12 protein-coding genes are annotated in these 13,172 nt (G+C 72.7%); all 12 read left to right on the top strand.

Annotated elements, in window-relative coordinates:
• A partial coding sequence (locus tag VFL28_08105; protein ID HET7264617.1) for a (Fe-S)-binding protein occupies nucleotides 1-1,346 on the top strand: 1,346 nt, incomplete at its 5' end.
• Between the two features lie 25 nt (nucleotides 1,347-1,371).
• Nucleotides 1,372-2,538, top strand: a complete 1,167-nt coding sequence (locus VFL28_08100; protein HET7264616.1) for an ABC transporter substrate-binding protein — start codon at nucleotides 1,372-1,374, stop codon at nucleotides 2,536-2,538.
• Between the two features lie 33 nt (nucleotides 2,539-2,571).
• Entirely contained in the window at nucleotides 2,572-3,447 is an 876-nt protein-coding gene (locus tag VFL28_08095; GenBank protein HET7264615.1) for a branched-chain amino acid ABC transporter permease, read from the top strand.
• Nucleotides 3,444-4,466 carry a branched-chain amino acid ABC transporter permease gene (locus VFL28_08090; GenBank protein ID HET7264614.1) on the top strand — a complete coding sequence of 341 codons (1,023 nt, stop codon included), beginning with the start codon at nucleotides 3,444-3,446 and terminating at the stop codon, nucleotides 4,464-4,466. The genes VFL28_08095 and VFL28_08090 overlap by 4 nt, the downstream gene beginning before the upstream one ends.
• A complete protein-coding gene (locus VFL28_08085; protein ID HET7264613.1) occupies nucleotides 4,463-5,245 on the top strand; it encodes an ABC transporter ATP-binding protein in 783 nt (260 codons plus the stop codon). The genes VFL28_08090 and VFL28_08085 overlap by 4 nt, the downstream gene beginning before the upstream one ends.
• Before the next feature lie 50 nt (nucleotides 5,246-5,295).
• Entirely contained in the window at nucleotides 5,296-6,027 is a 732-nt protein-coding gene (locus VFL28_08080) for an ABC transporter ATP-binding protein (GenBank protein HET7264612.1), read from the top strand.
• Nucleotides 6,024-7,001: a ketopantoate reductase family protein gene (locus tag VFL28_08075; protein HET7264611.1), complete on the top strand. Its 978-nt coding sequence runs from the start codon at nucleotides 6,024-6,026 to the stop codon at nucleotides 6,999-7,001. The genes VFL28_08080 and VFL28_08075 overlap by 4 nt, the downstream gene beginning before the upstream one ends.
• Complete coding sequence (locus tag VFL28_08070; GenBank protein HET7264610.1) at nucleotides 6,998-7,879, top strand: IclR family transcriptional regulator C-terminal domain-containing protein; 882 nt, start codon at nucleotides 6,998-7,000, stop codon at nucleotides 7,877-7,879. The genes VFL28_08075 and VFL28_08070 overlap by 4 nt, the downstream gene beginning before the upstream one ends.
• Nucleotides 7,879-9,621 carry a 2-oxoacid:acceptor oxidoreductase subunit alpha gene (locus VFL28_08065; protein ID HET7264609.1) on the top strand — a complete coding sequence of 581 codons (1,743 nt, stop codon included), beginning with the start codon at nucleotides 7,879-7,881 and terminating at the stop codon, nucleotides 9,619-9,621. Before VFL28_08070 ends, VFL28_08065 begins: the two co-directional genes overlap by 1 nt.
• Nucleotides 9,606-10,481 (top strand): 2-oxoacid:ferredoxin oxidoreductase subunit beta, encoded by an 876-nt coding sequence (locus tag VFL28_08060; protein HET7264608.1) that lies wholly within the window; start codon nucleotides 9,606-9,608, stop codon nucleotides 10,479-10,481. Before VFL28_08065 ends, VFL28_08060 begins: the two co-directional genes overlap by 16 nt.
• Nucleotides 10,478-11,815, top strand: a complete 1,338-nt coding sequence (locus tag VFL28_08055) for a phenylacetate--CoA ligase family protein (GenBank protein ID HET7264607.1) — start codon at nucleotides 10,478-10,480, stop codon at nucleotides 11,813-11,815. The genes VFL28_08060 and VFL28_08055 overlap by 4 nt, the downstream gene beginning before the upstream one ends.
• A complete protein-coding gene (locus VFL28_08050; protein ID HET7264606.1) occupies nucleotides 11,812-13,056 on the top strand; it encodes a Zn-dependent hydrolase in 1,245 nt (414 codons plus the stop codon). Before VFL28_08055 ends, VFL28_08050 begins: the two co-directional genes overlap by 4 nt.
• Nucleotides 13,057-13,172: the final 116 nt, after the last annotated feature.

The raw sequence follows: 13,172 nt of genomic DNA, 5'->3' as shown, positions 1-13,172 counted from the left end.
CGGTGCGGGGCGCCGAACTGCGCGCGGAGATCGAGGCCAAGGGCATCAACCTGTTCGAGTGCTACACGTGCCGGCTCTGTACCGAGGAGATGCAGCGCGGCATTCTGACGCTGACCGAGCCGTACCGCAAGGCCTACGGCGAGACGGAGTGGCGGCGAGATCTCTTCAACGAACCGGTCTGCCCCACGTGGGACTACTATCGCCACGAGGCGTACACGGCCTACGGCCGCGCGCTGCTCGCGCGCGACCTCGCGGACGGCATGGAGGTCGCCCCGGACGACCGCCGCATGCAGGAAGTCGTCTACACGTGCCTCCTGTGCAGCGGCTGCCAGGAGCTGTGCTTCTCGCGCAACCGTGTGCCGCTGATGAAGGAGTTCATGTCGCTGCCTCGCGAGACGTGGGACATCCACGGCATCCTGCTGGCGGAACGAAAGTGGCTCTTCGACCGGCACGGGTGGGCGGTCGTGCCGGAAGGGCTCCGCACGCTCGCGCAGCGTCTGCTGGCGGGCGGCACCTCGACGGGAGACCCGAAGTCGCACGCCACCCGGTGGATCGAGGCCACCGGCGCCGAGGTCGTCGATCTCGCCCGCGGCGGCCGCGCCGACGTCCTGCTCCTGCTCGATGCGCGCGCGCCGTATGACCGCACGTTGTGGCCGGCACTCGCCGCGGCCGTCCGGCTGGTCCGCGCGGCCGGCTTCACGGTGGGCACGCTCGGCCCGGAGGAGATCAGCACCGGCATGCCGGTGCTGGCCGCGGGCGACGTGCGCGGGTATCTCGACCTCAACCGCTCCGCGATCGAGAAGATCACCCGAATGATGGACGGCGGCCGCATCCAACGGGCCGTCACGGTGGACGACACCGGCTATCAAGCCTGGACCGCGCCGGCCAAACACTACGGTCCGGCCCAGCGCCTGCGGGTTCCGTTCACGCACATCGTGCCGTTTATCGCCGATCTTATGCGCGAAGGCCGGCTGGCGCTCGAACGGCCGGTGGACGATGAAGTCGTGCTGCTCGATGGCTGCCACCTCGGGCGCTACGGCAAAATCGTCGACCCGCCCCGCGAGATCCTGGCGCGGATCCCGGGCCTCCGCGTTCGCGAGGCGCATCTGCGCCGGGAGTATCTCTACTGCTGCGGAGCCGCCGCGGGAGCGCCGGAGGCGTTCCCGGAGCAGGCGGCGTGGTGGGGACGGAAGCGCCTCCGCCAGGCGGGCGAGGTGCTGTCGTCGGGCCGCACCGTGGTCACCACGTCGCTGCTCTGCGGCGCCCACCTCCGCCGGATCGCCGCGGCCGACGGCGGCCTAGAGGTCAAGGACTTGACGGAGATCGCGGCGGCGGCGCTACCGTAGGCGGACACACGGGGGGGTGGGATATATGTTCGGCAGGTGGATGGGACGGACGGCCGCCGCGGGACTGGCGGCGGCGGTGGCTGCCGCGATGCTGGCGCCGGCGTCACCGGTACTGGGCCAGGGGGCTCCGATCAAGATCGCGGCCATCTTCGCGGCGACGGGCCCCGCAAGCTCGCTCGGCAAGCCCGAACAGGACACGGCGCACATGCTGCAGGCCGAGTGGAGCGCGGCCGGCGGCATCGGCGGGCGGCCCGTCCAGATCATCACCTACGATACGGAGACCGACCCGACGAAGGCGGCCCTCCTGATCAAGAAGGCCGTCACGGAAGACGGCGTGCTCGCGGTGGTCGGCGGCACGATTAGCCCCGAGTCTCAGGCGATGGCCGACTACGCGATGCAGGCCGACGTACCGTTCATGTCGGTTGCCGCCAGTACGACGCTCACTGTGCCGACCCGGCGGTGGGTGTTCCAGACGCCGCAGCGCAACGCGATCGCCGCGGACAAAGCGCTGCAATACCTTGTCGCGGCCCGCGTCAAGACGTACGCGTTTCTGTATCGAAACGACGACTTCGGCCAGGACGGCCTCGTCGCCCTTCGCACGTACGGCATCCATGCGGGCGTCACCCTCGTGGACTCTGAGCCGTTCGGGGCGACGGATACCGACCTCAGCCCCCAGGTCGTGCGCGCGCGGGCGAAAAACCCCGGCGCGATGGTAGTATGGAGCACGCCGCCCACCGCATCGATCGCGGCCAAGAACATCCGGCAGCTCGGCATCCGCGTCCCGATCGTCGAGAGCCACGGCATCGCAAACCGAGCGTTCATCCAGCTGGCCGGTCCGGCCGCGGACGGCGTGGTCTTCCCCTCCGGCAAGCTCCTCGTCGCCGACCAGCTGCCGGCGTCGGATCCGCAGAAGGCGCTCCTCCTCAAGTACGCGCACGACTTCGAGGCCGCGAGCCACTATACGGCCAATACGTTCGGCGGCCACGCCTTCGACGGCCTGACGATGCTCGCGGACGCGATCCGGCACGTCGGGTCCGACCGCGGGAAGATCCGGGACTACCTGGAGCACCTGCGGGGCTTCGTCGGCACAGGCGGCGTCTTCACCATGTCGCCGGAGAACCACAACGGGCTCACGGTGTCGGACATGGTGTTGGTTGTGATCAAGAACGGCAATTGGGCGATCTGGAAGTAGCGGAGGACGGGGCCGGATCTCCGGCCCCCAGCCGTGCTCGCCCTGCTGCCGCAGCTCTTCCTCACCGGACTGACGATCGGCAGCATCTACGCCCTCGTCGCGATCGGGTTTGTGATCATCTACAACATCACCGGCATTCTCAACTTCGCCCAGGGAGAGTTTGCGATGGCCGGCGCGATGGTCTGCGCGGCGCTGCTCGCCGCGCACGTGCCGCTCGTCCCGGCCGCCGCCGTCGCGGTCGCCGCGACGTGCGTGCTGGGCGCGCTGATGGAGCGCCTGTCCATCGAGCCGGCGTTCGGCAGCCACCCGCTCACGCTCGTCATCATCACGTTCGGGGTCTCGATGGCCGTCCGCGGCATCGCCCTGATGCTGTGGGGCGCCGACCCTTACTCGCTCCCCGAGTTTACGCCGGGGGACCCTCTCGTCGTGCTCACCGGCGTGCTGGGGCGCCAGGCGATGTGGGCCATCGGGCTGTCGGTCGTCATCGTCGCGGCGCTGTTCGCGTTCTTCGCCCGGACGGTGCCGGGCGCCGCGGCGCGGGCGTGCGCCGACAACGCGTTCGCGAGCCGGCTCGTCGGCATCAGCCCGCGGCGGATGGCGCTGTTCGCCTTTACGATCGCCGCCGGCATCGGCGCCGTCGGCGGCATCGTGATCGCGCCGATCACCGGCGCCACCTACGACATGGGCCTCGGCCTGGGACTGAAGGGATTCGTCGCCGCGGTGATCGGCGGCCTGACGAACGCGCCCGCGGCGGTGCTGGGCGGCTACGTCGTCGGGCTGATCGAATCGCTCGTGACCGGCTACCTCGCCCCCGGGTACGGCAGCGCGATCACGTTTGCGCTGCTGCTCGTGGTGCTTTCGCTGCAGCGCGAGGGACTGCTGCAGACCGCGCGCCGGAGGCAGGTGTGAGCCGGGATCTCGCGGGCCTCGGCGCGCTGGCGGCCGCCCTCGCCGCCGTACCGGCGATCGCGCCGTCGGCCTACGTGATGGCGCTCTTCAACATCATCGGCCTCTACGCGATCGTGACACTGGGGCTGGTGCTCCTCGGCACGAGCGGCCAGGTGTCGCTCGGACAGGCGGCCTTCTACGGGGTGGGCGCCTACGCGTCCGCGTTGCTGGCCCGCGACCTCGGGTGGTCGCCGTGGCTGTCGATGCCGTCCGCGGTCGCGCTGGTGGCCGCCGCCGCCTACGCCGTCGGACTGCCGGCGCTGCGCCTCGCCGACGTGTTCTTCGTGCTCGCCACACTCGGCGCCGGCATCATCATAAACGTCCTGATGGTGCAGTTCGATTGGCTCACCGGGGGCGCGAGCGGACTCCGCGACATCCCGGGCCTCGCGATCGCCGGGCGGCGCCTCGTGACCGACCGCGACTATTACTACGTGATCTGGACCGCGGTCCTGACCGCGCTCGCCCTCGCGCGGAACGTCACCCGCCACCGTACGGGCCGGGCCCTGCGCGCGGTGCTCGGCAGCGAAGTGGGGGCCGCCGCGCTCGGCGTCGACGTGGCCCGCTACAAGATGCGGGCGTTCGTCCTTAGCGCCGCCTACGCGGGCGCGGCCGGGGCCCTCTACGCCCACTACATCCGGTTCATCTCGCCGTCGCCGTTCGCGCTGTACGCGTCGCTGTTCTTCCTCATCATGGCGGTCGTCGGCGGCCTGACCAACATTTGGGGCGGCCTGCTCGGCGCGGCCGCGGTCACCCTCCTCGACCAGATCGTCCGCGCGCAGGTACCGCGTATCTTTCCGCGCGTCGGCGGCGAGTACCAGACCGCGATCTACGGCGTCATGCTCGTCCTGATCATGATCTTCTTCCCCTCCGGGATCGTGCGCGGCGGGCTCGACCTCCGCCGCGTGGTCGCCGGCGTTTCCGGCTCCGCGGCGACGGGCGAATCACCCGATCCGGAATCCGCCGGCGGGGCGCGCGCATGACCGGACCGCTGCTCGCGGTCGACGGCCTGTCGCGCCGGTTCGGCGGCGTGACGGCCCTCCAGGACATCTCGTTCGAGGTCGGGCCCGCGGAGATCGTCGCGGTCATCGGGCCCAACGGCGCCGGTAAGACGACGCTGTTCAACGTCATCACCGGCTTCCTCGCGCCGAGCGCGGGCGCGGTCCGCTACAACGGACGGCCGATGACGGGTTTTCCGCCTGCGCGGATCGCCGCGGCCGGCATCGTGCGCACGTTCCAACATCAGGTGGTCTTCGGCGAGATGACCGTGCTCGAGAACGTCATGGTGGGGTGCCACCGTTGGACGCGCACCGGACTGCTGGAGAGCGCGCTCGCGCTGCCCTCCGTCCGGCGCGAAGATCGCGAGGTCGCCGCGGCGGCGCGGGCCGTGCTTGATCTCGTCGGCCTCGGCGCGCAGGCGGACGATCCGGCGCGCGACCTTCCGGTCGGGCGGCAGCGGCTGCTCGAGATCGCCCGCGCCCTGGCCGCGCGGCCGGATGTGCTGCTGCTCGACGAAGCCGCGGCCGGCCTCACCGCGGAAGAAACGCGTCACCTCGTGCGGTTGGTCGGCCGGCTGCGCGACGCCGGCGTGACCTTCCTCGTCATCGAGCACAATATGGACGTGGTCATGGGGGCCGCGGACCGGGTCATCGTGCTCGACTACGGCCGGAAGATCGCCGAGGGCCTCCCCGCGGACGTGCAGCGCGATCCGCGCGTCGTCGCGGCGTACCTCGGCGACGACGCCGTGGCAGTGCCGTCGTGAGCGGCGCGGTGTTCGCCCCGGCGCACGATGCCCCGCGGACCGGCGGCGGGCTGCTCGCCGTGTCGGGGCTCGTCGCCCGGCGCGGCGGCGCCGCGGTGCTCCACGGCATCGACCTTGAGATCATGCCGGGCGAGATCCTCGCGCTGATCGGACCGAACGGCGCCGGCAAGTCGACGCTGCTCGGGACGATCGCCGGCGTCTATCCGGCCGCCTCCGGGCGAATCACGCTGGCCGGCGGACGGCTCGACGGCCGCCCCGCGGAGGAAATCGTCGCGCGCGGCGTCGCGCTCGTGCCGGAGCGCCGGCAGATATTCTCCACCCTGACGGTGCGTCAAAACCTGCTCCTCGGCGCCTACCACCGGTACTGGCGGGACCGCCGCCGCGTGCGGACGGACCTCGCGGGCCCGCTCGCGCTGTTTCCGCGGCTCGCCGAGATGCCGGAGCGGCTCGGCGGAAACTTGAGCGGCGGCGAGCAGCAGATGCTGGCGATCGCGCGCGGGTTGATGGCTCGGCCGCGCGTGCTCATGCTCGACGAACCGTCGCTGGGTCTCGCGCCGCGCATCGTTCGCGAGATCATGAAAACCCTCGCCTCGCTGCGCCTGAGCACGCGGTTGACCGTCCTGCTGGTCGAGCAGAACGTCAAGGCGGCCGCGTCGATCGCCGACCGCATGTGCGTGATGGAGCGCGGGCGCATCGTGCTGCGCGGCCGCCCGGACGACCTGTTGGCGCACCCGGATGTGCGCTCCGCTTATCTCGGCAAGGGCTATGAGGTGACCGGATGAGCGCCCGCGTCCTCGTGCTGGGCTGCGGCGCGGTTGGCGGCATCTTCGCCGCGCGGCTCGCGCGCGTCTCGGAGGTGGCGGTGCTCGATACGTGGACGGCGCACGTGCGGGCGATCACGGCACGGGGCCTGCGGGTCACGGTGCGCGCCGCGGCGCGGAGCGGCGCGATGATCCGGGAGGCGATCGACGCCCGGCCGGCGGCCGCCGCGGCGACGGCCGCGGCGCTGGCCGGGCGAGCCTTCACGCACGCGCTCGTCGCGGTCAAGAGCCCGCATACGCGCGCGGCGGTCGCGGGTGCGCGCGGGCTCCTCGAAGGCGCCGTCGTCCTCACCGTCCAGAACGGCCTCGGCAACGCCGAGACGATCGCCGGCGAATACCCGGGTCCGATCTGCCACGGCGTCACCATGAACGCGGGCGCGGTGACCGCGCCCGGAGAGATCACGCAGGCCGAGATCGGACCGACCTGGCTCGGCCCGTATCGCGGCGGCCTCGCGCACGCGGCCGCCTGGAACGGCCTCCTGTCGGACGCGGGACTGGAAAACGGCGTGCTCGCGGACCCGCGCGGCGCGATCTGGAGCAAGCTCATCTTCAACGCCGCGGTAAATCCCCTTCCCGTCGTGACCGGGCTCACCCTATCGGGCGTCTACGCGCATCCCGAGACCTACGCACTCCTGCGCACGCTGGTCGACGAAGGCAGGGCCGTCGCCGCGGCGCGCGGGATCGCCCTCACGGCCGATCCCCTGGCGTTGATCGACGAGCACCGGGCCCTCGGGCCGGCGCACACTCATCAGGGCTCGATGAAGCAGGACGTCGACCGGGGACGTCCCACCGAGATCGAGACGCTGACCGGGGCGCTCATCGCCGAAGCGGACCGCGCGGGCGTCCCGGTGCCGGCGCTCCGGACGGTGTATCGGCTCGTCAAGGCGATCGAGACGGCCGCGGTCGCCCGCGGGGCCTCGGGGGCGGCGCCGTGACCGGGGCGGCGCGCCGGCGCCCTCCCTCACGCGTCCGCCGGAAGAACGCGGCGCCCGCGGGCGGCCGCCGCCCGAAGCGCGCGCCGGAGCGGCGGCTGTACGTCGTCGCCGCGGTGGGCCGCGCGCTCGGGATCCTGGAAAACGTCGAAGGCAGCGTGCGCGGGACCGGGATCACAGAGCTCAGCCGCCGCCTCGGCCTCGGCAAGAGCACCGTCCACCGGCTCTGCGCGACGCTCGAGCACCACGGCTACCTCACGCGCGATCCGGGAACGGGCCGGTATCGCCTCAGTCTGCGGGTGTTTCAGATCGGCAGCCACGCGCTGGACGCGCTGGATCTACCCGCGCGCGCGATGCCGGCGCTCGAAGCGCTCGGCGCCGCGACGGAAGAGACGGTTCATCTCGCCGTGCTCGACGGCGCGGAAGTGATTTTCATCGGCAAGGTGGAGAGCCCGCGGCCGCTCCGGCTCTACTCCCAGGTGGGCCGCCGCTGTCCCGCGCACTGCACCGCGGTCGGCAAGGTGCTGCTGGCCTACGCGGGCGTCGAGCAGCGCGCGCTCGCCGCGGCGCGGCCGCTGAAGCGCTACACGCCGAAGACCCTCACGTCCGCGGTCGCGCTCGAGCGGGAACTCGACGAGGTGCGCCGCCGCGGCTACGCGGTGGACGAGGAGGAGTTCGAGGACGGCATCCGCTGCATCGCCGCGCCCGTCCGCGACTACCGCGGACGCGTCGTCGCGGCGCTGAGCGTGTCGGCCCCCGCCGGGCGCCTGCCGCGTCAGCGCGCCGCGTCGCTCGTGGACCAGGTCCTCGCCGCGTCACGCCGGGTGTCCGAGGCGCTGGGCCACCCCGCCGCGGATCGCGGCAGAGAGGCCCCGGCCTGATGCGGGACGTCGCCTGGCTGATCGGGGGCAAGACCGGCGAGGGCGTCGACTCCGCCGGCGAGATCTTCGCGCGGGCCGCGGCGCGCGCCGGCGCGGACGTGCATACCTTCCGGCTCTTTCCGCCCGTCATCAAGGGCGGGCCGACGTCGTACGAGGTCCGCGCCGGTGACGGCCCGATAGAGGCGCGCGCGGACGCCCTCGACTGTGTGATCGCGCTGGACGACGACACGGTACGCCGGCACGGACCCGTGCTCCGGCCCGGGGGCCTGCTCCTGACAGATGCCGGCCGGACCGGCGCCGCGGCGGTGCCGCGCGGCAGCGGCGCGACCGTGGCGCCCGTCCCGTTTGCCGCGATCGCGCGCGAGCTCGGCGATCCGATCATGAAGAACATCGTCGCCCTCGGCGTCTCCGCGCGGCTGCTGGGCCTCGATGCGGGGGTGCTGCGCGAGACCGTGCGCCGGCGGTTCGACGACAAGAGCGCGCGCGTGCGGGACCGGAACACCGCCGCCGTGGACGCGGGCTGGCGGCACGCGGACGCGCATCTCGCCCCGCGGGCGCGCGCCGCGGGCCTGCCGCTCGCCGCGACCGCCGGACGATGGCTGCTTTCCGGCAACGATGCGATCGCGCTGGGGGCGCTCGCGGCGGGGTGCCGGCTGTACGCGAGCTACCCGATCACGCCGGCGAGCGACATTCTGGAGTGGATGGCGGCGCATCTGCCCGCCGTGGGCGGCGCGGCCGTGCAGACCGAGGACGAAATCGCCGCGCTCTGCGTGGTGATCGGCGCGGGCTACGCCGGGGTACGCGCGATGACCGCGACGAGCGGACCGGGCCTCTCGCTGATGACGGAGACGATGGGACTCTCGGGCATGGCCGAGATTCCGGCGGTGATCGTCGCCGCCCAGCGGCCGGGGCCGAGCGCCGGCATGCCCACGAAGCACGAGCAGAGCGACCTGCTGCACATGGTCTACGCGTCGCACGGCGAGTTTCCACGGATCGTGCTGACGCCCGGCACCCTCGAGGAGTGCTTCGCCGACACCGCGCTGGCGTTCAACCTCGCGGAGCGGTTTCAGTGCCCCGTCATCGTCGCCGTGGACCAGGATCTGGTGCTCACGCGGACCACCGCCCGCGGACTGCCGCTGGACGAGGTGCGGATCGATCGCGGGGACCGGCTCAGCGATGCCGACGCGCTGCGTCTGGGCGCGGCCTACGAGCGCTACACCCTCACGGGGAGCGGCATCTCGCCCCGCGCGGTGCCGGGGCAGGCGGGCATCCGGTTTCTCAGCAGCGGCGACGCCCACGACCACCGAGGCGTCATCGATGTGGACGACCCGGACGTCCGGCGCGCGATGGTCGACAAACGGCTCCGCAAAACGCGCGAGATTTGGCGCCACGCCGCGGGCACCGCCGCGGAGGGGGACGGCGACGTCCTCGTCATCACGCTGGGCGCGGCGTGCGGTCCGGCACGCGAGGCGGCGGCGCGCCTTCGCACCGGCGGGCGGGCCGTACGGCTGCTGCGCATCCGCTGCCTCTGGCCGTTCCCGGCGCACGAGGTCGCGCCGGAACTGGCGCGCGCGCGCCGTGTCGTCGTAATCGAGCACAACGCGACGGGGCAAGTCGCGGGTCTCGTGCGCGGCCACGTCGGCGGGCACGAGAAGATCACGGGCCTGCGGCGGTACGACGGGCTCCCGTTCCGCCCTGCCGACATCGAGGAGGGACTCCGGGCGCAATGGCCGCCGTCCTGACCCACAAAGATTTCGCCGCCGAGCGGGCGACGTGGTGCCCGGGCTGCGGCGACTTCGCGGTGCTGCGCGCGCTGCAGGAAGCCTGCGCGCGTCTCTCGCTCGCGCCGCACCGCGTCGTGCTCGTCTCCGGCATCGGCTGTTCCGGCAAGATCACGTCGTACATGGGGACCTACGGCTTCCACACCCACCACGGGCGGACGCTGCCGGTGGCGACGGGGATCAAGCTGGCGAACCGGGACCTCACGGTCGTCGCCGCGGCCGGGGACGGCGACGCCTACGGCATCGGACTCAACCACCTGATCCACGCGATCCGGCGCGACGTCGATCTGACCTGCGTCATCATGGACAACGGCGTGTACGGCAACACGAAGGGCCAGACGTCCCCCACCACCGCCCCGGGCGTGCGCACACCGTCGTCCCCGCTCGGGGCGGTCGACGAACCGGTCCACCCCCTGCGCCTCGCGCTCGCCGCCGGCGCGACCTATCTCGCCCAGGGATCGAGCGGCGATCCGGCGCAGCTCACGCGCCTCGTCGAGGAGGGCATCGCCCACCGCGGCTTCGCCCTCGTCAATGTCATCAGTCCGTGCCCGACGTACGATCGGGTGCGGACCTACGCCTGGTGGCGCGAACGCCTCCGGAACATCGACGACGACGCGGGCTACGACCCGGCGGATCTCGGGCGCGCCTGGGATCTCGCCGCGCGCCAAGATACGGAGGTCGTGGGCCTCCTGTACCGGGCGCCGCGCCGCGCGCTCGACGCGCGGCTGCCGGGCTTCGCGCCCCGGGCGCTAGCCGAGGAGAGCCTCCGCCCGGATCTCGATCGCGTCCGGCGGGTGCTCGACGAGGAGTATGCGTTGTGAACGCCGCGGACCGCGCGCGATTTGTCGACCCGACCCTCGAGACGATGCCGCGCGAGGACCTCGCGGCGTACCAGTGGCAGCGGTTCGCGCGCCTCGTGCCGTCGGTCGCCGCGCGCAATCCGTTCTACCGCGCGAAGTGGCGCGCGGCCGGCGTCGACGGCGCCCGGGCGATCGGGGACTGGAAGGCGTTCCGGCGCCTGCCCTTCACCACGAAGGCCGAGCTCAGCCGTGACCAGGAAGCCCACCCGCCCTACGGCAGCGATCTGACGTTTCCGCTCGAGCGGTACCTCCGCGTCCACCAGACCTCGGGGACGACGGGCCGGCCGCTGCGGTGGCTCGATACCGCGGAATCGTGGGACTGGTGGCAGCGCTGCTGGCAGTTCGTGTACCGCGCCGCGGGGGTCGGGCCGGGCGATCGGATCTTCTTCGCGTTTTCCTTCGGGCCGTTCATCGGCTTCTGGTCCGCGTTCGACGCGGCGCGCCGGATCGGCGCGCTTGCCGTCCCCGGCGGCGGCCTCGACTCCAACCTCCGCGTACGCCTGCTGCAGGAGAGTCGGGCGACCGTGCTCGTGTGCACCCCGTCGTACGCGCTGCGGCTCGCCGAAGTCGCGCGCGTCGGCGGGGTGGACCCGGCGCGGCTCGGCGTGCGCGTCACGATCCACGCGGGTGAGCCCGGCGCCAGCATCCCGGCGACGCGCCGCCGCATCGAGAGCGCGTGGGGCGCCCGGTGCATCGACCACACCGGCCTGACGGAGGTGGGCGCGACCGGCTTCACGTGCCCGGCTGGCGAGCTGCACCTCAACGAGAGCGAGTTCGTCGGCGAAGTGATCGACCCCGCCACCGGCGAGATCGCGCCGGGCGGCGAGGGTGAGATGGTCCTTACGAATTTGGGCCGTGAAGGCTCCCCGGTCGTGCGCTACCGCACCGGCGACCGGGTCCGCCTCGTCCCGGATCGCTGCGAATGCGGGCGCACATTTGCGCGGCTGGCCGGCGGCATCCTGGGCCGCGCCGACGACATGCTGGTCGTGCGCGGTGTCAATGTGTTCCCGAGCGTCATCGAGGATGTGGTGCGACGGTTCGACAGCGTCGACGAATTCCGGATCGAGGTGCGGCGCGAGCGCGAGATGCTCGACGTCCGCGTGGTGGTGGAGATCGACGGCGATCGCCACCCGGCCGACCAGATCACCCTAACGCTGGCCGAGCTGCGCGCGCGGCTCCGCGCCGCGTGCGGGCTCCGCATCGACGCGGAGGCAACCGCCGCCGGCACCCTCCCGCGTTGGGAACTGAAGGCGCGCCGGCTCGTCCGCATCGACGGCTCCGCGCAGCGCCCATGACCACGGCCGCGCCCGTGCCCGTCGACCAAGACCGCCTCTGGTCGAGCCTCATGGCGATGGCGGAGATCGGCAAGACGCCCGCCGGCGGCGTACGCCGCCTCGCGCTCAGCGATCCCGATCGGGCCGCGCGCGACCTGCTCACGGCGTGGCTGACGGAGGCCGGCCTGACGGTCCGTGTCGACGACCTCGGCAACATCTACGGCCGCCGCCCGGGCGGCGACTCAGGGGCCGCCCCGGTCGTCTTCGGGTCGCACCTCGACACGGTTCCGACGGGCGGCCGCTTCGACGGCGCACTCGGCGTGATGGGCGCGCTCGAGGCCGTCCGCGCGCTCGAGGACGCGGGGGTCCGGACGCGGGCGCCGCTGGAGATCGTCAACTGGACCAACGAGGAGGGCGCGCGCTTCGCCCCGGCGATGCTGGCGAGCGGGGTCGTCTGCGGCCGGTTCACGCGCGAGGAGGCCTACGCGGCGCGCGACGACGGCGGCCGGACGTTCGGCGAGGAGTTGGCGAGGATCGGCTACCGCGGCGCGGCGGAGCACCGCCTCCGCGAATGCGCCGCCTACTTGGAATTGCACGTCGAGCAGGGCCCGGTGCTCGAGCGGGCCGGCATCCAGGTCGGCGTGGTGGAAGGCATCGAGGGCATCTCCTGGAACCGCGTGGAGGTGAACGGCCGAGCGGCCCACGCGGGCCCCACGCCCACCGCGGACCGCCGGGACGCGTTCGTGGCCGCCGCGAAGCTGGTGCTGCTGGCCCGTGACGCGGCGGAGCGCCTCGACGGCGTTCGCACGACCGTCGGGCACGTGGAGGTCTCGCCCAACACGGTGAACGTCGTGCCGGGCCGGGTGGAGATGACGCTCGACGTGCGCTGCCCCCGCGACGCGGGGCTCGACGAGGCGCTTCGCGCCGCCGACGAAGCCTGCCGCGCGATCGCCGGCCGGGACCGGGTCGAGGTGCGCCGCGCCGAATTCTGGCGGAGCCCGGTGACGCGGTTTTCGCCGCGGGCGGTCGCGGCCGTGGCCGGCGCCGCGGCGGGCCGCGGCTTCAGCGCGATGCGGCTGTGGGCCGGCGCCGGCCACGACGCGAAGTACATGGCCGACCGCTATCCCGCCGGGATGATCTTCGTCCCGAGCAAAGACGGTCTGAGCCACAACGAGGCGGAATGGACGCCGCCCGAGGACTGCGCGCGCGGCGCCGCGGTGCTACTCGACGCGGCCCTCGCCCTCGCCGGCGCCGCCCCCTAACCGAAGGGCCGGCCGGCGGATGCGCGGCGCCGCGGAGGAAACGCGGCCCGCCTCGGCGAGATTATCACACGACGGCTCTTACGGTCTCAATCACGTCATACCGTGCGTACAAAGGG

The sequence above is a fragment of the bacterium genome (assembly GCA_035691305.1).
Lineage (GTDB): Bacteria > Sysuimicrobiota > Sysuimicrobiia > Sysuimicrobiales > Segetimicrobiaceae > DASSJF01.
The sequence above is the reverse complement of the archived record's forward strand: the minus strand, read 5'-3'. Positions and strand labels throughout refer to the sequence as shown.

Coding starts and splice junctions, on each gene's coding strand:
- VFL28_08100 (HET7264616.1), top strand. CDS start 1,372: ATGTTCGGCAGGTGGATGGGACGGACGGCCGCCGCGGGACTGGCGGCG.
- VFL28_08085 (HET7264613.1), top strand. CDS start 4,463: ATGACCGGACCGCTGCTCGCGGTCGACGGCCTGTCGCGCCGGTTCGGC.
- VFL28_08075 (HET7264611.1), top strand. CDS start 6,024: ATGAGCGCCCGCGTCCTCGTGCTGGGCTGCGGCGCGGTTGGCGGCATC.
- VFL28_08065 (HET7264609.1), top strand. CDS start 7,879: ATGCGGGACGTCGCCTGGCTGATCGGGGGCAAGACCGGCGAGGGCGTC.
- VFL28_08060 (HET7264608.1), top strand. CDS start 9,606: ATGGCCGCCGTCCTGACCCACAAAGATTTCGCCGCCGAGCGGGCGACG.
- VFL28_08050 (HET7264606.1), top strand. CDS start 11,812: ATGACCACGGCCGCGCCCGTGCCCGTCGACCAAGACCGCCTCTGGTCG.